At 71.7% G+C, this 24,906-nt stretch carries 23 protein-coding genes; 11 read left to right on the forward strand and 12 right to left on the reverse strand.

Annotated features, from left to right (window positions below):
• Window position 1 precedes the first annotated feature (1 nt).
• Window positions 2-982: an alpha-ketoacid dehydrogenase subunit beta gene (locus tag ABT232_RS10605; RefSeq protein WP_351838733.1), complete on the forward strand. Its 981-nt coding sequence runs from the start codon at window positions 2-4 to the stop codon at window positions 980-982.
• A 10-nt stretch (window positions 983-992) separates the two neighbouring features.
• Complete coding sequence (locus tag ABT232_RS10610; protein ID WP_351838735.1) at window positions 993-2,465, forward strand: dihydrolipoamide acetyltransferase family protein; 1,473 nt, start codon at window positions 993-995, stop codon at window positions 2,463-2,465.
• 137 nt (window positions 2,466-2,602) lie between these two features.
• Here ABT232_RS10610 and ABT232_RS10615 read toward each other — a convergent pair whose 3' ends face one another.
• Window positions 2,603-3,520, reverse strand: a complete 918-nt coding sequence (locus tag ABT232_RS10615) for a D-alanyl-D-alanine carboxypeptidase family protein (RefSeq protein ID WP_351838736.1) — start codon at window positions 3,518-3,520, stop codon at window positions 2,603-2,605.
• Window positions 3,521-3,736: 216 nt separating this feature from the next.
• On the opposite strand from ABT232_RS10615, the gene ABT232_RS10620 reads away from it, so the two are divergent.
• Entirely contained in the window at window positions 3,737-4,387 is a 651-nt protein-coding gene (locus tag ABT232_RS10620) for a GntR family transcriptional regulator (protein ID WP_351838738.1), read from the forward strand.
• A complete protein-coding gene (locus ABT232_RS10625) occupies window positions 4,384-5,685 on the forward strand; it encodes an MFS transporter (RefSeq protein WP_351838740.1) in 1,302 nt (433 codons plus the stop codon). Before ABT232_RS10620 ends, ABT232_RS10625 begins: the two co-directional genes overlap by 4 nt.
• An 11-nt stretch (window positions 5,686-5,696) precedes the next feature.
• On the opposite strand, the gene ABT232_RS10630 is transcribed toward ABT232_RS10625, so the two are convergent.
• Together ABT232_RS10630 and ABT232_RS10635 are read right to left on the reverse strand one after the other, a co-directional pair.
• Complete coding sequence (locus ABT232_RS10630; protein WP_351838904.1) at window positions 5,697-6,479, reverse strand: SAM-dependent methyltransferase; 783 nt, start codon at window positions 6,477-6,479, stop codon at window positions 5,697-5,699.
• Between the two features lie 77 nt (window positions 6,480-6,556).
• The gene (locus ABT232_RS10635; protein ID WP_351838742.1) at window positions 6,557-7,381 is read right to left on the reverse strand and encodes a maleylpyruvate isomerase family mycothiol-dependent enzyme; all 825 of its coding nucleotides are present in this window, start codon (window positions 7,379-7,381) and stop codon (window positions 6,557-6,559) included.
• Between the two features lie 194 nt (window positions 7,382-7,575).
• On the opposite strand from ABT232_RS10635, the gene ABT232_RS10640 reads away from it, so the two are divergent.
• Window positions 7,576-8,355, forward strand: a complete 780-nt coding sequence (locus ABT232_RS10640; protein WP_351838744.1) for a carbon-nitrogen family hydrolase — start codon at window positions 7,576-7,578, stop codon at window positions 8,353-8,355.
• 73 nt (window positions 8,356-8,428) lie between these two features.
• Here ABT232_RS10640 and ABT232_RS10645 read toward each other — a convergent pair whose 3' ends face one another.
• Window positions 8,429-8,923: an LURP-one-related/scramblase family protein gene (locus ABT232_RS10645; protein ID WP_351838746.1), complete on the reverse strand. Its 495-nt coding sequence runs from the start codon at window positions 8,921-8,923 to the stop codon at window positions 8,429-8,431.
• On the reverse strand, window positions 8,920-9,921 hold the full coding sequence (locus ABT232_RS10650) for a GlxA family transcriptional regulator (protein WP_351838747.1): 1,002 nt from the start codon (window positions 9,919-9,921) through the stop codon (window positions 8,920-8,922). The genes ABT232_RS10645 and ABT232_RS10650 overlap by 4 nt, the downstream gene beginning before the upstream one ends.
• 43 nt (window positions 9,922-9,964) lie before the next feature.
• Here ABT232_RS10650 and ABT232_RS10655 point away from each other — a divergent pair, with 43 nt between their 5' ends.
• Window positions 9,965-10,360 carry a cupin domain-containing protein gene (locus ABT232_RS10655; RefSeq protein WP_351838749.1) on the forward strand — a complete coding sequence of 132 codons (396 nt, stop codon included), beginning with the start codon at window positions 9,965-9,967 and terminating at the stop codon, window positions 10,358-10,360.
• A gap of 12 nt (window positions 10,361-10,372) precedes the next feature.
• Here the strand turns inward: ABT232_RS10655 and ABT232_RS10660 are convergent, their stop codons facing one another.
• A complete protein-coding gene (locus ABT232_RS10660; protein WP_351838751.1) occupies window positions 10,373-11,092 on the reverse strand; it encodes a hypothetical protein in 720 nt (239 codons plus the stop codon).
• Between the two features lie 93 nt (window positions 11,093-11,185).
• Here ABT232_RS10660 and ABT232_RS10665 point away from each other — a divergent pair, with 93 nt between their 5' ends.
• Window positions 11,186-13,048, forward strand: coding sequence for an NHL domain-containing thioredoxin family protein (locus ABT232_RS10665; protein ID WP_351838753.1), 1,863 nt, complete (start codon window positions 11,186-11,188; stop codon window positions 13,046-13,048).
• Window positions 13,049-13,080: 32 nt separating this feature from the next.
• Here the strand turns inward: ABT232_RS10665 and ABT232_RS10670 are convergent, their stop codons facing one another.
• The 4 genes from ABT232_RS10670 to ABT232_RS10685 form a co-directional block, all read right to left on the reverse strand.
• Window positions 13,081-13,338 (reverse strand): DUF6458 family protein, encoded by a 258-nt coding sequence (locus ABT232_RS10670; RefSeq protein ID WP_351838755.1) that lies wholly within the window; start codon window positions 13,336-13,338, stop codon window positions 13,081-13,083.
• Window positions 13,339-13,445: 107 nt separating this feature from the next.
• Complete coding sequence (locus ABT232_RS10675) at window positions 13,446-14,750, reverse strand: M18 family aminopeptidase (RefSeq protein WP_351838757.1); 1,305 nt, start codon at window positions 14,748-14,750, stop codon at window positions 13,446-13,448.
• Between the two features lie 73 nt (window positions 14,751-14,823).
• Window positions 14,824-14,976, reverse strand: a complete 153-nt coding sequence (locus ABT232_RS10680) for a hypothetical protein (RefSeq protein ID WP_351838920.1) — start codon at window positions 14,974-14,976, stop codon at window positions 14,824-14,826.
• Between the two features lie 125 nt (window positions 14,977-15,101).
• On the reverse strand, window positions 15,102-16,928 hold the full coding sequence (locus ABT232_RS10685; protein WP_351838759.1) for an acyl-CoA dehydrogenase: 1,827 nt from the start codon (window positions 16,926-16,928) through the stop codon (window positions 15,102-15,104).
• Window positions 16,929-17,089: 161 nt separating this feature from the next.
• Between ABT232_RS10685 and ABT232_RS10690 the strand changes: the two genes are divergently transcribed.
• Together ABT232_RS10690 and ABT232_RS10695 are read left to right on the forward strand one after the other, a co-directional pair.
• Window positions 17,090-17,560: an SseB family protein gene (locus ABT232_RS10690; RefSeq protein ID WP_351838761.1), complete on the forward strand. Its 471-nt coding sequence runs from the start codon at window positions 17,090-17,092 to the stop codon at window positions 17,558-17,560.
• Window positions 17,561-17,697: 137 nt separating this feature from the next.
• Complete coding sequence (locus ABT232_RS10695) at window positions 17,698-18,579, forward strand: BRO-N domain-containing protein (RefSeq protein ID WP_351838762.1); 882 nt, start codon at window positions 17,698-17,700, stop codon at window positions 18,577-18,579.
• A gap of 79 nt (window positions 18,580-18,658) precedes the next feature.
• On the opposite strand, the gene ABT232_RS10700 is transcribed toward ABT232_RS10695, so the two are convergent.
• On the reverse strand, window positions 18,659-19,636 hold the full coding sequence (locus ABT232_RS10700; protein ID WP_351838764.1) for a pirin family protein: 978 nt from the start codon (window positions 19,634-19,636) through the stop codon (window positions 18,659-18,661).
• Window positions 19,637-19,781: 145 nt separating this feature from the next.
• Between ABT232_RS10700 and ABT232_RS10705 the strand changes: the two genes are divergently transcribed.
• Complete coding sequence (locus ABT232_RS10705; protein WP_351838765.1) at window positions 19,782-20,849, forward strand: AI-2E family transporter; 1,068 nt, start codon at window positions 19,782-19,784, stop codon at window positions 20,847-20,849.
• Here the strand turns inward: ABT232_RS10705 and ABT232_RS10710 are convergent.
• Window positions 20,798-22,972, reverse strand: a complete 2,175-nt coding sequence (locus ABT232_RS10710; RefSeq protein WP_351838766.1) for a SpoIIE family protein phosphatase — start codon at window positions 22,970-22,972, stop codon at window positions 20,798-20,800. The two genes, ABT232_RS10705 and ABT232_RS10710, sit on opposite strands and share 52 nt — an antisense overlap.
• A 149-nt stretch (window positions 22,973-23,121) precedes the next feature.
• Between ABT232_RS10710 and aspS the strand changes: the two genes are divergently transcribed.
• Complete coding sequence (aspS, locus tag ABT232_RS10715) at window positions 23,122-24,885, forward strand: aspartate--tRNA ligase (RefSeq protein ID WP_351838768.1); 1,764 nt, start codon at window positions 23,122-23,124, stop codon at window positions 24,883-24,885.
• The last annotated feature ends 21 nt before the right edge of the window (window positions 24,886-24,906 follow it).

Below are 24,906 nucleotides of genomic sequence, written 5' to 3' on the forward strand. Positions count from 1 at the left end.
CATGGCAGCGGAGAAGATGGCTCTGGCCAAGGCGATCAACGAGTCGCTGCGCCGCGCCCTGGAGACGGACCCGAAGGTCCTCGTCATGGGCGAGGACGTCGGCAAGCTCGGCGGTGTCTTCCGGGTGACCGACGGCCTCCAGAAGGACTTCGGCGAGAGCCGCGTCATCGACACCCCCCTCGCGGAGTCCGGCATCGTCGGCACCGCGATCGGCCTCGCGCTGCGCGGCTACCGCCCGGTGGTGGAGATCCAGTTCGACGGCTTCGTCTTCCCGGCGTACGACCAGATCGTCACGCAGCTCGCGAAGATGCACGCCCGCTCCCTGGGCAAGGTCAAGATGCCCGTCGTCGTCCGCATCCCCTACGGCGGCGGCATCGGCGCGGTCGAGCACCACTCCGAGTCCCCGGAATCGCTGTTCGCGCACGTGGCCGGCCTCAAGGTGGTCAGCCCCTCCAACGCCTCCGACGCGTACTGGATGATGCAGCAGGCCATCCAGAGCGACGACCCGGTGATCTTCTTCGAGCCCAAGCGGCGCTACTGGGACAAGGGCGAGGTCAACACCGAGGCCATCCCCGGCCCGCTGCACGGCGCGCGGGTGGCCCGCGAGGGCACCGACCTCACCCTGGTGGCCTACGGCCCGATGGTGAAGACCTGCCTGGAGGTCGCCGACGCGGCCGCCGAGGAGGGCAAGTCCCTGGAGGTCCTGGACCTGCGCTCGATCTCCCCGCTCGACTTCGACGCCATCCAGGCCTCGGTCGAGAAGACCCGCCGCCTGGTCGTCGTCCACGAGGCGCCGGTCTTCTTCGGCTCCGGCGCGGAGATCGCCGCCCGGATCACCGAGCGCTGCTTCTACCACCTGGAGGCCCCGGTGCTCCGGGTCGGCGGCTACCACGCCCCGTACCCGCCGGCGCGCCTGGAGGAGGAGTACCTGCCGGGCCTGGACCGGGTGCTCGACGCCGTCGACCGTGCCCTGGCGTACTGAGGAGAGGGTCGTGACGACGATGACGGATGCGTCCGTACGCGAGTTCAAGATGCCGGACGTCGGCGAGGGCCTGACCGAGGCCGAGATCCTCAAGTGGTACGTCCAGCCGGGGGACACGGTCACCGACGGTCAGGTGGTCTGCGAGGTGGAGACGGCCAAGGCCGCCGTCGAACTGCCCATCCCGTACGACGGCGTGGTCCGCGCGCTGCACTTCCCCGAGGGCACCACGGTCGACGTGGGCACGTCGATCATCGCGGTCGACGTGAGCGGCGGGGCGTCCGCGCCGGCCGCTCCCGCGCCGGCCGCCCCGGCCGAGGCCGCCGCGGTGGAGGCCGCCCCGGCCGCCGCCGAGGAGCCGAAGCCGGAGGGCTCGGGCCGCCAGCCGGTCCTGGTGGGTTACGGGGTGGCGGCCTCGTCCACGCGCCGCCGCCCCCGCAAGACCCCCGAGGTGCCTCTCCAGCAGGCCCCGGCGGGGATCCAGGCGGAGCTGAACGGCCACGCCGCCCCGGCCCCGGCGGCCCCCGTCGCCCCGGCCCCGGCGGCCTCCGCCACCCCGGCGGAGCGCCCGCTGGCCAAGCCCCCGGTGCGCAAGCTGGCCAAGGACCTCGGCGTCGATCTGGCCACGGTCACGCCGACCGGCCCGGACGGCATCATCACCCGCGAGGACGTGCACGCGGCGGCGGCCCCGCCGCAGGCTCCCGAGCAGGCCCCGGCCGCCGCCCCCGCGGCCCCGGCGCCCGCCCAGGCCCAGGCTCCGGCCCCGGTCGCCGCGTACGACGCGGCGCGCGAGACCCGGATCCCGGTCAAGGGCGTCCGCAAGGCGACCGCGGCGGCCATGGTCGGCTCGGCGTTCACCGCGCCGCACGTCACGGAGTTCGTGACGGTCGACGTCACCCGCACCATGAAGCTGGTCGAGGAGCTGAAGCAGGACAAGGAGTTCAACGGCCTGCGGGTGAACCCGCTGCTGCTGATCGCCAAGGCCCTGCTGGTGGCGATCAAGCGCAACCCGGACATCAACGCGTCCTGGGACGAGGCGGCTCAGGAGATCGTGGTCAAGCACTACGTCAACCTGGGCATCGCCGCGGCCACCCCGCGCGGGCTGATCGTCCCGAACATCAAGGACGCCCACGCCAAGACGCTGCCGCAGCTGGCGGAGTCGCTGGGCGAGCTGGTGGGCACGGCGCGCGAGGGCAGGACGTCCCCCGCCGCCATGCAGGGCGGCACGGTCACCATCACCAACGTCGGCGTCTTCGGCGTCGACACCGGCACGCCGATCCTCAACCCCGGCGAGTCCGCGATCCTCGCGGTCGGCGCGATCAAGCTCCAGCCGTGGGTGCACAAGGGCAAGGTGAAGCCGCGTCAGGTCACCACGCTGGCGCTCTCCTTCGACCACCGCCTGGTCGACGGCGAGCTGGGCTCCAAGGTGCTGGCCGATGTGGCGGCGATCCTGGAGCAGCCCAAGCGGCTGATCACCTGGGCGTGACGTCGGGGGCCGTCCGGGCCCCGGGCCGTCCGGCCGGCTGAACGAGAACGGCCCCCGCTCGTGAGCGGGGGCCGTTCTCCGTGCCAGCGTTCGTGACGCGCGCGGGCGTTCGTGACGCGGGCGGACAGGACGGTCCGTCAGCCGATCTTGGCGAAGCCGTAGTTCAGCAGCTTCGTCGCGTCCGACTTGCGGGTCGTCGCGTTGGTCGAGGCGAGTATCGCGCCGTAGACCGTCTTGCCGTCGCGAGTGGCGGAGAAGACGAGGCAGTAGCCGGAGACCGAGCCGGAGCCGGTCTTCACACCGGTCGCGCCGGTGTAGGAACCGAGCAGCGGGTTGGTGTTGGTCCACGGGGCCATCGTCCGGACGCTGCCGGTCTTGGTGATGGTCTTCGCGGTGTACGACTTCGTCTTCACGATCGAGCGGAAGGTGGTGCTCTTCATCGCGCTGCGGGCGAGCTTGGTGAGGTCCCGCGGCGTCGAGTAGTTGGCGCCGTTGCCGATGCCGTCGAACGAGTCGAAGTGCGTGTTGGTCAGGCCAAGGCTCTTGGCCTGCGCGTTCATCTTGCCGATGAACGACTTCACGCGGGCGGCGCGGGTGGTGCCGGTGCCGAACTTGTCGGCGAGCGCGTAGGCGGCGTCACAGCCCGACGGCAGCATCAGCCCGTACAGCAGCTGACGGACGGTCACCTTGTCGCCGACGATGAGCCGGGCCGACGAGGCGTTCTTGGAGACGATGTAGTCGCTGTACGCCTTCTGGATCGTGACCTTGGCGTCCAGGTTCAGGTTCGACTGGGCCAGCACCACCTTCGCGGTCATGATCTTGGTCGTGGAGCCGGTGGAACGCCGGGTGTCCGCGGCCTTGTTGTACAGCGTCTTGCCGTCGGCGTTGTTCATCACGAAACCGCCCTTGGCGGCGATCGTGGGGGTGGTGACGGCCTGGGCGGGCGCCGCGCCGAGGGCGCCGGCGGCGATGAGCGCACCCGTGGTCAGGCTGACAGCGGCGGCTCTGCGGATGCGGACGCCCTTGGTGCTGATGCCCTTGATGGCGGTTATCAAGTGAGATACCCCGATTACGTTGAATGCCCCTGCGGTACGGCCGAGTTGACAGGTCTGTGGCTGGCACTGGTGGCGAAGAGAGTGCGGCCGCACATGTGTGACTCGTGACTACCGCGAAGGGTTGTACGCGAACTCGGAAAGAGCTGTGAGATGGGCGGCACGTCCGCATGCTGGACGCCCCTCCTCATGCGTACGTGATGTATCTATCCTGTCGGCATGACCTTGGCCGTGAAGCAACCGCCCGCCGCCGACCGCGTCTACACCCACGTCAAGCAAGGCGTCCTGGACCGCCGCTACGAAGGCGGGACGCTGCTCACCGAGGGCGAGCTGGCCGAGGCCGTCGGGGTCTCCCGCACCCCGGTGCGCGAGGCGCTGCTGCGGCTGGAGGCCGAGGGGCTGATCAAGCTCTATCCCAAGAAGGGCGCGCTGGTGCTGCCGGTCTCCGCACAGGAGATCGCCGATGTCGTCGAGACCCGCCTGCTGGTGGAGGAGCACGCCGCCCGCAAGGCCGTCCCCGCCTCGCCCGCCCTCGTCGCCCGCCTGGAGCGGCTGCTGGACCAGCAGCGGGAGCAGGCCACCGCCGGGGACCTGGCCGCCGTCGCCGTCACCGACCGCTGCTTCCACGCCGAGATCGTGCGCAGCGGCGGCAACGAGATCCTCTCCCGCCTCTACGACCAGCTGCGCGACCGTCAGCTGCGGATGGGCGTCGCCGTGATGCACTCCCATCCCGACCGCATCGCCAAGAACCTCGACGAGCACCGGGAGATCCTGGACGCGCTGCGCTCCGGTGACGCCGAGGCCGCGGTCGCGGTCGTCCACCGGCACGTCGGCTGGTTCTCGCACCTGGCGCGAGGTGAGGTCCGATGAGCTCGCCGTCGGCCACCCTGCCCGGCGATCCGCCCGGCGGCCGGCGCGCGGTCGCCGTCTGGTCCATCGGCGTCGCCGTCTACTTCGTCGCCGTCGTCTTCCGTACGTCGCTGGGGGTGGCCGGCCTCGACGCCGCGGACCGCTTCGGCGTCAACGCCTCCGCCCTGTCGACGTTCTCCATCCTCCAGCTGCTGGTCTACGCCGGGATGCAGATCCCCGTCGGCCTGCTGGTCGACCGGCTCGGCACCAAGAAGGTGCTGGCCTTCGGCGTGGTGCTGTTCACGGCCGGCCAGCTGGGCTTCGCGTTCTCCCCGTCGTACGGCATGGCGCTCGCCTCGCGGGCGCTGCTGGGCTGCGGCGACGCGATGACGTTCATCAGCGTGCTGCGGCTCGGCACCCGGTGGTTCCCGGCCCGGCGCGGACCGCTGATCGCCCAGCTCGCCGGACTGGTCGGCATGGCCGGCAACCTGGTCTCCACCCTGGTCCTCGCCCGGCTGCTGCACGGCATCGGCTGGGAGGCGGCGTTCGCGGGCAGCGCGGTCATGGGAGTGGTCGTCCTGGTCCTGCTGCTGCTCTTCCTGAAGGACCACCCCGAGGGCCACGAACCGGAGCCGATACCGCACCAGGGCGCCGCCTACGTCCGCCGGCAGATCGCCGCGTCCTGGCGGGAGCCCGGCACCCGGCTCGGTCTGTGGGTGCACTTCACCACGCAGTTCCCGGCGATGGTGTTCCTGCTGCTGTGGGGCCTGCCGTTCCTGGTGGAGGCCCAGGGCCTGTCCCGCGCCACGGCCGGGGAGATGCTGACCCTGGTGGTGCTGTCCAACATGGCGATCGGCCTGGTCTACGGCCAGATCGTCGCCCGGCACCACGAGGCGCGGCTGCCGCTGGCGCTCGGCACGGTCGGCGCGACGGCCGCGCTGTGGGCGACGACCCTCGCCTGGCCCGGCGAGCGGGCGCCGATGTGGCTGCTGCTGGTGCTGTGCGCGGTGCTCGGCGCCTGCGGGCCCGCCTCGATGATCGGCTTCGACTTCGCCCGTCCGGCGAACCCGCCGGAGCGTCAGGGCACCGCCTCCGGCATCACCAACATGGGCGGTTTCGTCGCCTCGATGACGACCCTGTTCGCGATCGGCGTGCTGCTGGACGCCACCGGCGACGACTACACCGTCGCCTTCTCCGCCGTCTTCGTCCTCCAGGCGCTCGGCGTCAGCCAGATCCTGCGGCTGCGCGGTCGGGCGGCCCGGCGGGAGCGGGAGCGGCTGGTGGCCAGCCGGGTGGAGACGGTGCACGTGCCGGCCTGAGCCGGCGGTGCTCAGCGCGCCACCGGCACCAGGGTGAGATAGGCGAGGCCCAGGACGCCCCGGTAGTGCAGCCACTGGGAGCGGTGCCGGTCGACGCGGGCCCGGGTCTCGGCGGCCAGCGGATGGCCGGGGTGCCGGGCCAGCCACACCTCCACGTCCGCCTGGTACGCCGACTCGAACTCCTCCCACTCCTCCAGGCTCGCCGTCTCCACGTACTCCGGCCGGAAGCCCGCCTCGATCGCCAGGTCGACGAGGGCGGCCAGCCCCGGATGGTCGTCGACGGCGGCACCCGGCCACATGCCGGCCAGTTCCGCGGCGGTGGGCGGGCGCTGCCAGAAACCCTCGCCGAGCAGCACCCGGCCGTCGTCGGAGACCAGTTCGCGCAGGGCGCGCAGCGCCCGCGGCAGATGCTTCGGCGGCTCCACGTCGGTCAGCGCCTGGCTGGAGCCCACGCACAGCACCAGGTCGGCGGGCCCGCGCCGGCTGTCCACGGCGGACTCCTCGGCGAACGTCACCCGCTCGGCGAGCCCCCGCTGCCGTGCCGCGCGGCGGGCCCGGTCGAGGTCGTCGCCGTTGATGTCGACGCCGGTGCCGGTGGTGCCCGGTACGGCGGCCAGCACCCGCAGCAGCAGCTCCGCCCAGCCGCAGCCCAGGTCGAGGACCGTGGCGGGGGAGGACGCGGACAGCCGCCGGACCAGGGTGGCCGCGCGGGCCTCGGAGAGCGGGCTGTGGAAGGTCAGCCGGGTCAGCCGCGGCGGCCCCTCGCCCGGACCGGACCCGGCGACACCGCTCACGGCGACACCGCTCACGGCCTCGACGCTCCCCGCGCCGCCGTTCACCGCTCCACCGTTCACCGCGTCGCCGCCGTCGCTCACTGCGTCACCGCGAAGTGGCGCAGGATCGCCGCCGTCAGGTCCGGGTCGCCCTCCAGCTTCACCCGGTCCGCGACCGCCTCCCGGCTCACCCGGCCGCAGGCCAGCCGTACGTACGTCTCCCAGTCCAGCGTCAGCGTGGCGGCGGGGCCCAGCGCGGGGGCCGTCTCCAGGGTGCCGCGGCCCTGGATGTCCACGCGGATCGTGCGCAGGAACTCGATCGGCCCGTGCACGTCGAACACGATCGCCGAACTGCGCGGCGCCTGCGCCTTGACCGCGACCACGTCGGGCAGCGCCGCCAGCAGCACGTCCCGCGCGACATGGGCGCCCGGGGAGTCCAGGTTGCCGGGGCGGCCCAGGGCGGTGCGCAGGTCCTGCTCGTGCACCCACACGTCGAACGCGTGCCGGCGCATCGACTGCTCCAGGGTCAGCTCGGCACCGAACGGACCGCGCACCTTCGTCCCCGGGTCACGGGACTCGTTGCGCAGCTGCCGGTTGCGGCGGATGACCGTGTACTCCAGCTCGGAGGTCATCTCCGGCGCCGTGTGATGACGGCGGACGTCGACCTGCATCTCCATGTACCGCTGGTGCTCGTTGGTGACGTGGAACAGGTCCCGCGGCAGGGTGTGGATGGGGCGCGGATCGCCCAGCATCTCGCAGTCCAGGCCGATGACATGGGACACGATGTCCCGCACCGACCAGCCCGGACAGGGGGTGCGGCGGTTCCAGTCGGCCTCCACAAGCGGCAGCACCAGCTCGGATATCGCTTCGATGGAGTGGGTCCAGGCGTCGGCGTAGGGCTGGAGAGTGGGATGCAGACTCACGGGAACGGGACCCCTCGGCGGTCGGTACACGGGCGGTGGTGGCGGCGTTGCCAGTGGGAGGTGGCGGCTGTCGGCGGGTGTCTCGAAACGCTAAGTTACGCTGCTGTGAGGCACCCCGGCAGGCCTTTCGTGTGACGATCGTAGGCCTGTGTGGACGCCCTTGTGGACGGCTCGAATGCCAGGACGGTGGTACTGTGCGCGCCTCTCTGATCCAGATCGCCGTAGACGAGGGCGAATCGGTCGAATCCCGCCGTCGCCGGGTCGCCTCCCTCGTACGCGAACAAGCCGGATCCGATCTCGTCGTCCTGCCGGAGCTGTGGACCACCGGCGCCTTCGCCTACCAGGAGTTCGCGAACGAGGCCGAACCGCTGGACGGCCCGACCCACGAGGCCATGGCCAAGGCGGCGAGCGACGCGGGCGTCTGGCTGCACGCCGGCTCCATCCCCGAACGCGCCCCGGACGGCACCCTCTACAACACCTCCCTCGTCCTCTCCCCCGACGGCGAGCGGGCCGCCGCCTACCGCAAGATCCACCGCTTCGGCTTCGACAAGGGCGAGGCCGTGCTGATGGGCGCCGGACGCGAGCTGGTGACGGTCCGTCTGCCCGAGACCACTCTGGGCCTTGCCACCTGCTACGACCTCCGCTTCCCCGAACTCTTCCGCGGCCTCGTCGACGCCGGCGCCGAGACCCTGGTCGTCCCGGCCGGCTGGCCCGAACGCCGCCGCTCGCACTGGACCCTGCTCGCGCAGGCCCGGGCCGTGGAGAACCAGACCTTCGTCCTCGCCTGCGGAACGGCCGGCACCCACGCGCGGGTTCCCCAGGCCGGTCACTCGATCGTGGTGGACCCGTGGGGCGAGGTCCTCGCCGAGGCCGGCCCCGACGAGCAGGTCCTCACGGTGGACTTCGACCCCGCCAGGGTCGCGGCGACCCGGGATCAGTTCCCGGCGCTGAAGGACCGGGTGCTGGGAAGGTGACGACCCCGGTGGCCCGGGAGGACGCGACGCTCCCAGGCCGGCCTGCCGTGGCCTGATCCGGTCGTCGTCCCGGTCAGTCGTCCTCCCGGTCCTTCTCCGCCAGGTGGATCACGCACACCGTCACCGCGATCAGCAGCGCCGGGTCGGCGTCCTCGCGGATCACGTCGACGCCGTAGGTCTCCCGGACGTGCAGCCAGCGGCGGGAGATGACGGCGAGGAGTTCGCCGTCGTACTCGATGGCGAACTCGCGGTCGGCGATCTTGCCGCTGACGTCGAGTTCCGTACCGTCGACCAGGGTGACGCGGTAGTGGTTGCGGAGCAGGGACAGGCGTTTGCGGCGGATGGTGGCCAGGGCGTCGCCGTCGCGCTCGATGAGCATGGTGTCGCGCAGGGCGAACATCTTCTGCCGGATGTCGATCAGGATCCGGCCCTCCGCGTCCTTCAGCTCGAAGGTGTCACGGAGCCGCATGGCCTTGCCGTCGACGAGGAACGCCTTGTCACCGCGTTCGTCCTCGATCCAGTAGTCGTCGCCGAAGGACAGGAGCCGGTCGCGCACGAGGTATCTCATGTCACCACCGCTTCCCCGGCGGCCGTCCCGAAACGCCGCCGGTAGGCCGACGGGCTGAGCCCCGTCTCCCGGCGCAGCCGGGCCCGCAGATTGGCCGCCGTGCCCAGACCGCTGCGCGCGGCCACCACGTCCAGCCGCTCCTCGCCGCGCTCGATCAGCCGGCAGGCCAGTGCCACCCGCTCGCCGGTCAGCCACGCGAGCGGTGTCGTGCCGAGCTGCGCGCGGAAGCGTCGGTGCAGGGTGGCCGGGGAGACCGCCGCGCGGGCCGCGAGACCGGCCACCGTCAGCGGCTCCGCCAGCCGCTCCTGGGCCCAGGCGAGCAGCGGCGCCAGCGACTCGTCGGGGATCTCGGGCAGCGGGCGCTCCACGAACTGCCGCTGGCCGCCGTCGCGGTGGGCGGCGAAGACCAGCCGCCGGGAGACGTGGTTGGCGATCTCGGCGCCGTGGTCCCGCCGCACCACGTACAGGCCGAGGTCCAGCGCGGAGGCGCTGCCGGAGGCGGTGAGGATGTCGCCGTCGTCGACGAACAGCACGTCCGGCTCCAGCCGCACCCGCGGGAACCGCTCCCGGAAGGATTCCGCCCACATCCAGTGGCAGGCCGCCCGCCGCCCGGTCAGCAGCCCGGCCTCGGCGAGCGTGAACGCGCCCGAGCAGAAGCCGATGAGCCGCACTCCCCGCGCGTGCGCCTCGCGGATCGCGTCGAGGACGGCGCGGGAGCGCGGGGTGCCGGTGTCGGGACGGTTCGGCACGATCAGCGTGTCGCCCGCCGCCAGCGTGTCCACCGCGTCCAGTCCCGCGACCCCGGTCAGTGTGAAGAACCCGTCCCGCATCCGGGTGTGCGCACCGGCCGCGCACAGCCGGAAGTCGTACAGCTGCCGCCCGAGTTCGGGCCGTGGCAGGCCGAAGATCTCGATCGCGCAGCTCATCTCGAAGGGGTTGGAGTTCTCGTCGACGACGAGCAGGACTCGGGCCGGTCGCTGAGAGGATCCTTGCGGCATATGCGATTCCTAGCACTCGTGCGGGCCGCCCGTCACCCGCACGATGAACCGCATGGAACCCATCGCGCTCTCCGCCGCCCTCGCCTCCTTCTCGGAGCGGTGGAGCCCCCGCATCGTCACCGCCGTCAACGACTACGACGTCCGCGTCGCCAAGGTCGAGGGCGAGCACCTGTGGCACGTCCACGACCACACCGACGAGTTCTTCCTCGTCCTCGACGGCGAACTCCACATCGGCCTGCGCGAACCGGCCGGGGAACGCACCGTCGTCCTGCCCAGGGGCTCCGTCTTCACCGTCCCCCGCGGCATCGAGCACAAGCCGTACGCGCCCGTCCCCACGCAGATCCTGCTCTTCGAACCGACCGGCACCATGACCGTCGGCGACCGCCACGACACCGTCCCGTCCCATGTGGACGTGACGGCGGGGCACGCTCTGAGCTGACCCCGGGACGGGTCAGTCGCCGACCTGGTGCTCCACGCGGTGGCGGATGTAGTCGTCCGGGTGGGAGCGGGCCGCCGCCACCGCCGCGTCCACCAGGTGGTGCAGCTCCGGCGGGTAGGCCGACTTCCGCAGGGGCAGACCCGGCAGGAGGCAGCGCCGGACGTCCAGGTCCTCGTTGCGCACGAACTCGCGCAGCGCGGCCTCGTTCCACTCGGCCACCACGGCCGAGGCGTCGCCCGGCGCGTCAGGGGCGCCGGCGCCGCCCCCCGCCGCCCGGACGCGGGGCATGCGCGGCGGCAGGGCCGACCAGTACCAGGCCCGGGCGGCGCCCGCCCGTTCACGGTCCGTGCCCGTCCGCAGACAGCCGAGCAGCGCCTCGCGCACCCGGCGGGTCCCGAACGCGTTCAGGGCCGGCTCGACGAACTGACGGTTGAAGCTCGGATCCGGATCGTGGACGGCCGCCGCGACCAGTACGTCGAAGGACTCCTCGGAGAGGACCAGGCCGCGGCGGCAGGCGTCCCGGAGCGCCGTCCGGACGCGCTGCACCCAGGTCCGCCGGTCGCCGGCCTCCGCCTCGGGCGGGACGTCGAGCGCGAGGACCCGCACCACGTCGGCGACCCGCCCGGCGAACTCCTCCCGCGCGTCCTCCGTGCGCCCCGGCAGCGCCATGAAGGCGCGCTCCGCCCGCCCGGCCGTGTCACCGGCCGCCGTCCCGTTCCCGTCCGCGGTCACCCGTCGCCTCCTCGCTGCCGGCCTCGCCGTGGTCCGCCGTACGCCGCCGCGCGCGTTGACCCGGCGTTCATACCAGGATGGCAAGCTTGAACCATGAACGATGCCGTCCCGGCGCCCACCCCCGCGCCCGCTCCCGCGCCCCGCCGCCGTGCCCGTGTCCGTGCCCCCGAGCTGATCGGCAAGGGCGGCTGGCTGAACACCGGCGGCACCCAGTACACCCTCGCCGACCTGCGAGGACGCATTGTCGTCCTGGACTTCTGGACCTTCTGCTGCGTGAACTGCCTGCACGTCCTCGACGAGCTGCGGGAACTGGAGGAGAAGCACCGGGACACCCTCGTGGTCGTCGGGGTGCACTCGCCGAAGTTCGTCCACGAGGCCGAGCACCAGGCGGTCGTGGACGCGGTGGAACGGTACGGCGTGGAGCACCCGGTGCTGGACGACCCGGAGCTCACGACGTGGAAGCAGTACGCGGTGCGGGCGTGGCCGACGCTGGTGGTGATCGACCCGGAGGGCTACGTCGTCGCGCAGCACGCCGGTGAGGGGCATGTGCACGCGATCGAGCGGCTGGTGACGGAGCTGGAGGAGGAGCACACGGCGAAGGGGACGCTGCGGCGCGGCGACGGGCCGTACGTGGCACCGGAGCCGGAGCCTTCGCAGCTGCGGTTCCCGGGGAAGGTGCTGCGGCTGCCGTCCGGGAACCTGCTGGTCAGCGACACGACCCGGCACCAGGTGGTGGAGCTGCTGCCCGACGGGGAGAGCGTGGTGCGGCGGATCGGGTCCGGGGCGCGCGGCTTCGTGGACGGGCCGGCCCGGGACGCGGCGTTCAGCGAGCCGCAGGGGCTGGCGCTGGTGGAGGACGGGGCGGCGGTCGTCGTCGCCGACACCGTCAACCACGCGCTGCGCCGGCTGGACCTCGCCTCCGGCGAGGTCGCCACGCTGGCCGGGACCGGCCGGCAGTGGATGCAGGGCGAGGCCGCCTCGGGGCCCGCGCGGGAGGTGAACCTGTCCTCGCCGTGGGACGTGGCCTGGTGGCGCGGCAAGGTGTGGATCGCGATGGCCGGCGTGCACCAGCTGTGGGCGTACGACCCGGCCGCCGGCACGGTCGGCGTCACCGCCGGCACCACCAACGAGGGTCTGGTGGACGGTCCCGGCGCCGAGGCCTGGTTCGCCCAGCCGTCCGGCCTCGCGGCCACCGCCGACCGGCTCTGGCTCGCCGACTCGGAGACCTCCGCGCTGCGCTGGGTCGACCCGGACGGCGCCGTCCACACCGCCGTCGGCACCGGCCTGTTCGACTTCGGCCACCGGGACGGTGCCGCCGGACAGGCCCTGTTCCAGCACCCGTTGGGGGTGACCGCGCTGCCCGACGGCTCGGTCGCGGTCGCCGACACCTACAACCACGCGCTGCGCCGCTACGACCCCGCGACCGGCGAGGTCACCACCCTGGCCACGGACCTGCGCGAGCCCAGCGACGCCGTGCTGGACGGCGACGACATCGTGGTGGTGGAGTCCGCCCGGCACCGGCTGACCCGGCTGCGGCTGCCGGAGGAGGCGGTCCGGGTCGACGGCGTCGCGCACCGCACCCAGCGCGCCGCGACCGAGGTCGCGCCCGGCCGGCTCCGGCTGGACGTCGTCTTCCAGGCACCGGCCGGCCAGAAGCTGGACACCCGGTACGGCCCGTCCACCCGGCTGCTGGTCTCCGCCACCCCGCCCGAGCTGCTGCGCGCCGGAGAGGGCGCGGGGACCGACCTCTCCCGCGCCCTCGAACTGGATCCGGCCGTGCCGGAGGGTGTCCTGCACGTCTCCGCGATGGCCGCCTCCTGCGACGACGACCCGGCCAATCCGTATCCGGCCTGTCATGTCCACCAGCAGGACTGGGGTGTCCCGGTCCGCCTCACCGAGGGCGCGGCGGACCGACTGCCCCTGGTGCTGGCGGGAATGGACGACTCCGGCGCCTGACCGGGCGCCGCGAGTGAGGCCGCTGTCGTGCTCTACACGCCGTATCCGTCGCTGTAGCCGTCGCGCCGGTGGTGGTGGGTGGGAGGCTGCTCGTCGACGACTGGTGTCGTCGGTGGCACCACCACCCGCCGGCGCCGCGCGATGCTGCTGAACGTCGTGACGCCGATCAGTCCGACGATCATCAGGATGATGCCGACCAGGTCGAGGTTGACCCCCTGCATGTCCCAGTCGGTCGCGAACGCGAGGATGGCTCCCACGGCGATGAGGATGATGCACCCGCCGAGGCCCATGAGTTGTCGCCTCCTGTCCGGTCCGGTGTTTTCCGGTGCTTCCGGTGGACGTCGGGTACCCAAGGCCTGGCGGGACACGCCTACTTGTGCTCGAGCCGCCGCGACGGCTAGCCCTCCAGGAACGCCACCAGCGCGTTCGCCAGCAGATACGGGTCCTTCGCACCGCACAGTTCGCGCGCGCTGTGCATCGACAGGATCGCCACGCCGATGTCGACGGTGCGGATGCCGTGCCGGGCGGCGGTGATCGGGCCGATCGTGGTGCCGCACGGCATGGAGTTGTTGGACACGAACGACTGGAACGGCACACCCGCCTTCTCGCAGGCGGCGGCGAACACGGCGCGACCCGAACCGTCCGTGGCGTAACGGTTGTTGACGTTCACCTTCAGGATGGGGCCGCCGTCGATGCGCGGGTGGTGCGTCGGGTCGTGCCGCTCCGCGTAGTTGGGGTGGACGGCGTGGCCGGTGTCGGAGGACAGGCAGACGGTGGCCGCGAGGGCGCGCGCCCGGTCCTCCAGCGTCCCGCCGCGCGCGAACACCGAGCGCTCCAGCACGCTGCCGAGCAGCGGACCGTCGGCGCCGGTGTCGGACTGGGAGCCGTTCTCCTCGTGGTCGAAGGCGGCCAGCACCGGGATGTACGGCAGGTCGGCGGCGCCGGAGCCGGACGCCACCGCCACCAGGGCGGCCGTGCCCGCGTGCACGGACAGCAGGTTGTCCATGCGCGGGCCCGCGACCAGCTCCTGGTCCCGGCCGAGGTAGGCGGGCGCCTCGACGGAGTGGGTCATCAGGTCCCAGCCGGTGACCTCGCCCGCGGACAGGCCCGCGGCCTCCTCCAGGAAGGCGATCAGGTCGCCGTCGCGGACGTCGTCGCCGAGGCCCCACACCGGCTGCATGTGGCGCTGCTTGTCGAGCTTCAGGCCCTCCGCGGAGACCGACCGGTCCAGGTGGATGGCGAGCTGGGGGACGCGCAGCAGCGGGCGGTCGACGTTCACCAGGCGGGTCGAGCCGTCCCGCAGGGTGAGCCGGCCGGCCAGGCCGAGGTCGCGGTCGAGCCAGGAGTTCATCAGCGGTCCGCCGTAGATCTCCACGGCGACCTGGCGCCAGCCGTGCGCTCCGGTGTCCGGCAGCGGCTTGACCCGCAGGTTGGGGGAGTCGGTGTGCGCGCCGACGATCCGGAACGGGGTGTGCGGGGTGGCGTTCTCCGGGACGTACCAGGCGATGATCGCGCCGCCGCGCAGGACGTACTTGCCGCCGCTCGTCCCGTCCCAGGCGTCCGTCTCCGCGACCTGCCGGAAGCCCGCCTTCTCCAGCCGCTCTGCGGTGTTCGCCACCGCGTGGTACGGCGACGGACTGGCTGCCAGGAAGGACATCAGGTCGTCGGTGTGGCCGCGATCGAAGCGGGAGGGTTCGCTCATGGCAGCCACCATAAGGGGCGGCGGCCCGGCGGCCCCAAGGGTTGCCGGGGATGTCCGCCGCTGGGCGGAGTGCTCACCGCCGCAGCGCCTCCACCGGCTGGATGCGGGCCGCCCGCCAGGCCGGGTACACCCCGGCCGGCCCACCGGTCGCCAGGCCGTCGGCGGCCCCCGGGGACGCGGAAGCGGCGGCCCGCCCCTCCGGTGAGGAGGCGCGGGCCGCCGACATCGGCGAGCGAGGGATCGGCGGGCGAGGGATCGGCGGGCGAGGGATCGGCGAGCGATCGGCGCCGGATCAGCGCGCGATCGGAACGCGGATCGGGACGCGGATCGGGACGCGGATCGGGACGCGGATCAGAACGCGGCCTCGTCCAGCTCCATCAGCTCCAGGTCCACGTTCGCGGAGACCTTGCGGGCCAGCGTGACGCCCGGCAGGACGTTGGCCGCGAAGAACTTCGCCGCCGCGATCTTGCCCTCGTAGAACGCCTTGTCCTTGGCGGAGGCCGTCTCCAGCTTCTCCGCCGCGACCGCGGCACCCTTCAGCAGCAGGTAGCCGACGATCACGTCACCGGAGGCCAGCAGCAGGCGGGTGGTGTTCAGGCCCACCTTGTAGATGTTCTTGACGTCCTGCTCGGTGGCCGCGAGGTCGGTCAGCATCAGGCCGACGATCGCCTCCAGCTCCACGGCCGCCTTGGCCAGGTGCTCACGGGCGCCGGCCAGCGCCTCGCCGCCGGTGCCGAGGGCGAGGAACTTCTTGATGTCCTCGGCGAGCGAGTTCAGCGCGGCGCCCTGGTTGCGGACGATCTTCCGGAAGAAGTAGTCCTGGCCCTGGATCGCGGTGGTGCCCTCGTAGAGGGTGTCGATCTTGGCGTCGCGGATGTACTGCTCGATCGGGTACTCCTGGAGGAACCCGGAGCCGCCGAAGGTCTGCAGCGACTGGGCGAGCTGCTCGTAGCCCTTCTCGGAGCCGTAGCCCTTGACGATCGGCAGGAGCAGGTCGTTCAGCGCGTGCTCGGCGGAGCTGTCCTCGCCGGCGGCCTCCTTGACGGCGATCGCGTCCTGCACCGACGCCGTGTAGAGGACCAGGGCGCGCATGCCCTCGGCGTACGCCTTCTGCGTGATCAGCGAGCGGCGGACGTCGGGGTGGTGGGTGATGGTGACCTTGGGCGCGGTCTTGTCCATGAAGTTCGCCAGGTCGGGGCCCTGGACGCGCTCCTTGGCGTACTCCAGCGCGTTGAGGTAGCCCGTCGACAGCGTGGAGATCGCCTTCGTGCCGACCATCATGCGGGCGAACTCGATGATGCGGAACATCTGGCGGATGCCGTCGTGCTTGTCGCCGATCAGCCAGCCCTTGGCGGGGTGGCGGTCGCCGAAGGTCATCTCGCAGGTGTTGGACGCCTTCAGGCCCATCTTGTGCTCGACGTTGGTGGCGTAGACGCCGTTGCGCTCGCCCAGCTCGCCGGTCTCGAAGTCGAAGAGGTACTTCGGGACGAGGAAGAGGGACAGGCCCTTGGTGCCGGGGCCGGCGCCCTCGGGACGGGCGAGGACGTAGTGGAGGATGTTCTCCGACATGTCGTGCTCACCGGACGTGATGAAGCGCTTCACGCCCTCGATGTGCCAGGAGCCGTCCTCCTGCTGCACGGCCTTGGTGCGGCCGGCGCCCACGTCCGAGCCGGCGTCCGGCTCGGTGAGGACCATGGTGGAGCCCCACTGCTTCTCGACCGCGATCTGGGCGATCTTCTTCTGGGTGTCGTTGCCCTCGTCGTGGAGGATGCCGGCGAAGGCCGGGCCGGAGGAGTACATCCACACGGCCGGGTTCGAGCCGAGGATCAGCTCCGCGTACGCCCAGATCAGCGACGGCGGGGCGGTGGTGCCGCCGATCGGCTCGGGCAGGCCGAGGCGCCAGTACTCGGAGTCCATGAAGGCCTGGTAGCTCTTCTTGAAGGACTCGGGGACCGGCGCGGTGTTGGTCTCCGGGTCGAAGACCGGCGGGTTGCGGTCGGCGTCGGCGAAGGACGCGGCCAGCTCGTTCTCCGCGAGGCGCGTCAGCTCCTCCAGGACGCTTTTCGCGGTGTCGGTGTCCATCTCCTCGAACGGGCCGGTGCCGTACAGCTTGTCGCGCCCGAGTACTTCGAAGAGGTTGAACTCGATGTCGCGGAGATTCGACTTGTAGTGCCCCATGGCGACGGCTCCGTAGAGAGAGATCGGCGAGGCACTGGATCCTCGCGCTAGTTCACGTACCAACAAGTAGCTACCAATATGCTACCCGTCAGTAATAAGGCGCAACCCCGATCCGGCCATCTGTGACCCAGCCCTCTGCGGCGGTCGATACCCTTGCCTGCATGTACGGCTACGACCAGAGCGCCGGAGCGCAAGCGCAGTACGCCCCGCCGCAGCAGCAGATGCCCGGCGCCGGGGGCTACGGCCAGCAGCCGCCGCTCTATCCCGAGCCGTCCCCGCCGTCGCTCGCGGACGCGGTGCGCTCCTTCACCACCGGCCAGCTGACCGGCGAGGACTTCCAGCAGATCTTCGCCACCTCGAAGGTCTACTGCCCGCGCGGCGACACCCCCGGCTTCCTCGCCCTGCACAACACCCAGCAGCCGGTGATCCCCATGTTCACCTCGCTGAAGGAACTGCGCCGCTACGCGGGCAAGGAGTCCAAGTACTTCGTCATCACCGGCGCCGAGGTCATCGACCTCCTCCCCACCGGCTACGGCTTCGTCCTCGACATGGAGGGCGAACACCGCATCGTCTTCGACGCGAAGGCGGTCGAGGAGATGGTGGACTTCGCCATGCGGCGGATGTACGGCTGAGGTGTGGAAACGGGGCGTGAGACTTGGTTCACGCCTGTGCAGAATCGTTGCTTTCGCACCCTGACGGGTGAACGCCCGTGCAACTTCGGCGCACTGTTCCACCGCGTACCTAGGTTCCGCGGCGGAGGTGATGCTCGATGTACGAGCAGAACAACACGCCGTCGGACGAGTCGACGGCACACAAGCGGGACGCGATCGACGTAGGCGACTTCGTGTTCGCGGCGACGGGATCGCGGCTGCGGAGGCTGACGACCCCTGCGGGGGAGCACTGGTTCGTGGCGGCGGACGTTGCCGGGAACCTCGGCTACACGAACACCCGTCAGGCACTCATCCTGCATGTCGCAGCGGAGTGGCAGACGACCTTGGGCGATCTTGCACAAGGCGTCTACGGAGCAGACGCTTCGCGCAGGATCACAGGTCCCGGGCTCAAGAAGTCGATGAAAGTGGTGAACCTCAAGGGGCTCATCAGTCTGGTGAACGGCTGCACCAAGCCCGAGTGCGAACCCTTCAAGACCTGGGTCGCCGACGTCATCGCCACCATCCAGCGCGACGGCTCCTACTCCCTCGAACCGGCGCCGGTGCAGCCCGCTCCCGCCGGCGGCACCGCGTACGTCATGCCGCAGCAGGTCGTCGACGCGATCGTCCGGCTGGAGGAGCGGAACATCCGGACGAACGACATGCTGAAGGACATCAGCCACAGTCTCCGGGACATCGCGGACGCGCTCCGCGCTCCTCGCGCCACCCGGCCGCGGCCCGCGCCGGATCTGACCCCGCCGGACCTCCTCGCCGCCTGGAAGCGGAAGAACCTCGTCGTCACCGAGGACGTCCACGCCGTCGCCGCCTGTCTGGCGCCCGCGCTGGTGCGGGGCGAGGCGAGCTACCGGGTGGAGGAGATCGCCGGCCGTACGGGGCTGCCGCTGGACCGGGTTCACGACTGTCTGCGGATGCTGCTGAAGCGGGGCTGTGTGCGGCAGGTCGGATGTGCCGCGGACGGGGCGCCGGTGTACGTCCTGCCGTAGTGAGCCCCTGAGGAACGAAAAGGCCCGAAGTCGCAACTCGAACTTGCGGCTTCGGGCCTCTCCGTACCCTAGCGGGTTCTCAGGCCTCGGGCCCTTCCTCCGTCATCCCGTGCACCGCCGGGATCGTCCCCAGGCGGCCCTTCTGGAAGTCCTCGAAGGCCTGCATCAGTTCGTCCTTGGTGTTCATGACGAACGGGCCGTAGTGGACCATGGGCTCGCGGATGGGACGCCCGCCGAGGAGGACGACCTCCAGGTCGGGGGTGTGGGAGTCCTGCTTCTCGTCGGCGCGGACGGTCAGGGCGGAGCCGGCGCCGAAGACCGCCGTCTGGCCCAGGTGGATCGGGCGGCGCTCGGTGCCGACCGAGCCGCGGCCCGCGAGGACGTAGGCGAGGCCGTTGAAGTCCTCGCGCCAGGGCAGGGTGATCTCCGCGCCCGGCGCCAGGGTGGCGTGGATCATCGTGATCGGGGTGTGGGTGACGCCGGGGCCCGCGTGCCCGTCCAGCTCGCCGGCGATGACGCGCAGCAGCGCGCCGCCGTCGGGGGTGGTGAGCAGCTGGACGTTGCCGCCGCGGATGTCCTGGTAGCGCGGGGCCATCATCTTGTCCTCGGCCGGGAGGTTCACCCACAGCTGGAGGCCGTGGAAGAGACCGCCGGACATCACCAGGTGCTCCGGCGGGGCCTCGATGTGCAGCAGGCCGGAGCCCGCGGTCATCCACTGGGTGTCGCCGTTGGTGATGGTGCCGCCGCCGCCGTTGCTGTCCTGGTGGTCGAAGATGCCGTCGATGATGTAGGTGACGGTCTCGAAGCCGCGGTGGGGGTGCCACGGGGTGCCCTTGGGCTCGCCCGGCGCGTAGTCCACCTCGCCCATCTGGTCCATCATGATGAACGGGTCGAGATGGCGGTAGTTGATCCCGGCGAACGCCCGGCGCACCGGGAAGCCCTCGCCCTCGAACCCGCTCGGCGCGGTCGTGACGGTGAGCACAGGGCGTGCCACGGCGTCTGCGGGCGCGCTGACACGGGGCAGCGTCAACGGGTTCTCGACGGTCACTGCAGGCATGGTCCGTACCTCCTCGGGCGACGTGCGTCCCACTTTAGTTGAGCGTTGAACTTTCTGCCACCTGTAACAGGGGCGGCGCGTCGCGCATTCCCCCGGCTGGACGCCCGCGCGGGACAGCCCGCCCGGTGCGTGATCCGCTGGATCCGTGCAGCTCCTCCCCCTCCCCGCGCGCCGGCTCGCCGCCTGGTGCGCCGTCATTCTGCTGGTCGCCGGAGTGGGCTACATCGGGATCCGGCTGTGTGTGGAGTTCCGTACGGCCGTCGTGCCCGTGCTGCTCGCCCTGCTCGGCACCGCGCTGCTGGGCCCGCTGCACCGCCGGCTGGTCAAGGCACGGGTCAACCGCTCGCTGGCCGCCGGACTCACCTGCGTCGCCGTGGTCGCCGTCGTCGGCGGCGCCGTGTACCTCGTCGTGGCCGCGCTCATCGAGAACGGCAACCAGATCGTCACCTCCCTCCGCAGCGCGGCCCGGGACCTCAGCGACCACTTCGGCGCCGCCGGCAACTCGCTGGACGACCTCGCCGCCAACTCCCGCGAGCTTCTCGGCAAGTTCGGCGGGACGGCCGCCTCCGGAGTGATCAGCGGGGTGAGCGTGGTCGGCGAGACCATCGCCATGGCGGTGCTCGCCCTGCTGCTCGTCTTCTTCTTCCTGCGCGACTCCCACCTCGCCGTCGGCACCCTGCGCGCCCTGTCCCCGCGCGGCTCCGCGGACAGCGTGGAGGCCATGGCGCGGCGCGCCTTCCGCGCCGTCGAGGGGTTCATGCGCGGCACCACCCTGATCGCGCTGATCGACGCCCTCTGCATCACCGTCGGCCTGCTCGTCCTCGACGTGCCGGGCGCCGTCGGGCTCGGCGCGCTGGTCTTCGTCGGCGCCTACATCCCCTACCTCGGCGCCTTCCTCTCCGGCGCGGTGGCCGTGCTGGTGGCGCTCGCCGACCGGGGTTTCGTGATCGCGCTGTGGGCGCTCGGCGTGGTGCTCGCCGTGCAGGTGCTGGAGGGGCATGTGCTCCAGCCGGTGATCCAGAGCCGCACCGTGCAGATGCATCCGGCGGTGGTGATGCTCGCGATCACCGCCGGGGCGTCGGTCGCCGGCGTCCTGGGCATGCTGCTGGCCCTGCCGCTGGCCGCCGCCGCCTTCGGCGTGCTGCACGAGCTGCGGGCCCGCTACAGCACGCCGGCGCCCTCCGCCGAGCCGCCCCGCTCCTCGGACTCGTAGAGCTCGAACCAGGTGCTCTTGCCCTCGCCGCGCGGGTCGACCCCCCAGGCGTGCGCCAGCAGCTCGATCAGCATCAGACCGCGCCCGGAGGAGGCCAGCTCGCCCGGCCGGCGCTTGTGCGGCAGGTCGTCGCTGGCGTCGGTGACCTCCACCCGCATCCGCCGGTCCCGCCCCTCTCCGGTGATCTCGGCGACCAGCAGCGCGTCGGTGTCGGTGTGCACGAGGACGTTGGTGAGCATCTCGGACAGCAGCAGCACCGCCGAGTCGACCTGGTCGTCCGACGCCCAGTCGTGGAGCAGCTCGCGCAGCTGCTGGCGGGCGACCGCGATCCGCTCCGGCTCGGCCTGCGCGACGGTCAGCACGGTGCGCCGCACCCGCGGACGCGCGGTGCCGGCGTCGCCGCGGCCGCACCCGTCGGCGCTCCGGCGCAGCAGCAGCACGGCGATGTCGTCCTCGCGACGGTCGGCGAGCGGGCCGGTGGTGTGGTGCGAGGAGGGGCCGTGCACGGCCTGGACCAGGGCGTCGGCCAGCGCCTCCAGGTCGCCGTCGTGCTCCTCCAGGATGGCGCGGACCCGCTTCCAGCCCGACTCCAGGTCGTGCCCGCCGGTCTCGATGAGGCCGTCGGTGCACAGCAGCATGGTCTCGCCGGGCTCCAGCGCGAGCCGGGTGGTGGGGTAGTCGGCGTCCGGGTCGATGCCGAGCGGCAGCCCGCCGGCCGTCGGCCGGGTGAGCACGGTGCCGTCGCTCATCCGGATCGCCGGGTCCGGGTGCCCGGCGCGGGCGATCTCCAGCACCCCGGACAGCGGGTCCACCTCCAGATAGAGGCAGGTCGCGAAGCGCAGCTCGCCGGGGTCGTCGTCGGCGGAGCACATGCCGTGCAGGAAGCGGGAGGCCCGGGAGAGCACGGCGTCGGGCCGGTGGCCCTCGGAGGCGTAGGCGCGCAGCGCTATCCGCAGCTGGCCCATCAGCCCGGCCGCCCGGACGTCGTGCCCCTGGACGTCCCCGATGACCAGCGCGAACCGTCCGGCCCGGTCCTTGGCGCGGGCGGGGCCGCCGGGCAGCGGGATCATGTCGTACCAGTCGCCGCCGACCTGGAGTCCGCCGCCGGTCGGCACATAGCGGGCGGCCACGTTCATGCCGGGGATCTCCGGGCCGAGCGTGGGCAGCATGGAGCGCTGGAGGCCGTCGGTCAGCTCGCGCTGGGTCTCGGCGGCACCGGCCCGGGACAGGGCCTGGGCGAGCATCCGGGCCACGGTCGTCAGCACCGACCGCTCGTCCGGGGTGAACCGCACCGGGTAGGCGAAGCCGGCCATCCAGGCGCCCATCGGCCGCCCGGCGACGGTCAGCGGCAGGAACGCCCACGACTGGCGGCCGAACTGCTCCGCCAGCGGCCAGGTCAGCGGATAGCGCTCCTTGTACTGCTCCGGCGAGGACAGGTACACCGCCCGCCCGGTGCGCACCACCTCGGCGGCCGGATAGTCGGTCTCCAGCGACATGTGCGAGAAGGGGCTCTCGTCGCCGGGCCGCTGTCCGTGGTGGCCGATGATCGTCAGCCGGTCGCCCTCGACGCCGAAGACGGCCAGCCCTTCCGGTGAGAACCCCGGCATGGACAGTCCCGCGGCGACCCGCAGCACCTCCGCCGTGGACCGCGCCTCGGCCAGCGCCCGGCCCGCGTCCAGCAGGAACGCCTCCCGGGAGCGCCGCCAGTCGCCGGTGACCGCGTTGCGTCCGGCGGGGGTGCCCGGTGACGGCTCGCTGACCTCCTGGAGGGTGCCGGTCAGCTCGTAGGTCCGGCGCTGCGGGTCGAAGGACGGCTTCATACGGCTGCGGGTCATCCGTACGACCCGGCCCCGCTCGTCCATGATCCGCACCCGGACCTCGGCGAGGGTGCCCTCGGCGGTGGCCAGGCCGACGACGCTGACGATCTCGTTCCAGTCGACGGGATGCAGCCGGGACCGTACCTGGGCCTCCGTGAGTGTGGCCGGTTCCTCGGGCAGTCCGAGCAGCCGGGCGGCCTCGGCGTCCACCGAGACCAGCTTCGTGGCCGTGTCCCAGTGCCACAGACCGGTCGCGAGGGCGGCGAGGACCTGCCCCACGGCGGGCAGGGGCTCACCAGTGCGCATTGCCCCACTCTAAGAAGAAGTGTTCGCAGGCTGCCACCGATGGGCGCTCCGGTAATGGGGCGGGGCGATCTCCAGGCGGCCGGTACCCTGGGAAAGTCCGGGCACCGGGCCCCGGAGATTCCCGATCCGCGAAGACTGGATGAACGACGATGCATCGGTACAGGTCCCACACCTGCGGCGAGCTCCGCGCCTCTGACGTCGGCACCGACGTCCGGCTGAGTGGCTGGCTGCACAATCGGCGCGACCTGGGCGGCATCCTCTTCATCGATCTGCGCGACCACTACGGCATCACGCAGCTGGTCGCCCGTCCCGGCACCGCCGCGTACGAGGCGCTGGACAAGGTCTCCAAGGAGTCCACGGTCCGCGTCGACGGCAGCGTTGTTTCACGTGGAACCGAGAACGTGAACCCGGACCTGCCCACCGGTGAGATCGAGGTCGAGGTCGGCGAGGTCGAGCTGCTGGGCGCCGCCGCCCCGCTGCCCTTCACCATCAACACCGAGGACGGCGTCAACGAGGAGCGCCGCCTGGAGTACCGATTCCTCGACCTGCGCCGCGAGCGCATGCACCGCAACATCATGCTGCGTACGGCGGTCATCTCCGCCATCCGGCACAAGATGACGGCGCTGGGCTTCAACGAGATGGCCACGCCGATCCTGTCCGCCACCTCCCCCGAGGGCGCGCGCGACTTCGTCGTCCCCTCCCGCCTGAACCCGGGCCGCTTCTACGCCCTCCCGCAGGCCCCGCAGCAGTTCAAGCAGCTGCTGATGATCTCCGGCTTCGACCGCTACTTCCAGATCGCGCCCTGCTTCCGCGACGAGGACGCCCGCGCCGACCGCTCGCCGGGCGAGTTCTACCAGCTCGACGTCGAGATGAGCTTCGTCGAGCAGGAGGACGTCTTCCGGCCGATCGAGCAGCTGATGACCGAGCTGTTCGAAGAGTTCGGCGGTGGCCGCCACGTCACCTCCCCCTTCCCGCGGATCCCGTTCCGCGAGGCGATGCTGAAGTACGGCTCCGACAAGCCGGACCTGCGCGCCAAGCTGGAGCTCGTCGACATCACCGACGTCTTCGAGGCCTCCGAGTTCAAGGCCTTCGCCGGCAAGCACGTGCGCGCGCTGCCCGTCCCGGCCGTCCAGGACCAGCCCCGCAAGTTCTTCGACCAGCTCGGTGACTACGCGGTCTCGCTGGGCGCCAAGGGCCTTGCCTGGGTGCGCGTCGGCGAGGACGGCACGCTGTCCGGCCCGATCGCCAAGTTCCTCACCGAGGAGAACGTCAAGGTCCTCACCGAGCGTCTGGGCCTGGAGGCCGGCCACGCCGTGTTCTTCGGCGCCGGCGAGTTCGACGAGGTCTCGAAGATCATGGGCGGCGTGCGGGTCGAGGCCGCCAAGCGCGCCGGCCAGTTCGAGGAGAACGTCTTCCGCTTCTGCTGGATCGTCGACTTCCCGATGTACGAGAAGGACGAGGAGACCGGCACCATCGACTTCTCGCACAACCCGTTCTCGATGCCGCAGGGCGGCCTGGAGGCCCTGGAGACCCAGGACCCGCTGGACATCCTCGGCTGGCAGTACGACATCGTCTGCAACGGCGTCGAGCTGTCCTCCGGTGCGATCCGGAACCACGAGCCGGAGATCATGCTCAAGGCCTTCGAGATCGCGGGCTACGACCGGGAGACGGTCGAGGAGAAGTTCGCGGGCATGCTGCGTGCCTTCCGCTTCGGCGCCCCGCCGCACGGCGGCATCGCCCCCGGTGTCGACCGCATCGTGATGCTGCTGGCCGACGAGCCGAACATCCGCGAGACCATCGCCTTCCCGCTCAACGGCAACGCCCAGGACCTGATGATGGGCGCGCCGACGGAGCTGGAGGAGGCGCGGCTGAAGGAGCTGCACCTGTCGGTGCGCAAGCCGCAGCCCAAGTAGGCGTCGTGAGCGAAGGGCCCG

The organism is Streptomyces sp. NPDC001532 (genome assembly GCF_040298625.1).
GTDB lineage: Bacteria > Actinomycetota > Actinomycetes > Streptomycetales > Streptomycetaceae > Streptomyces.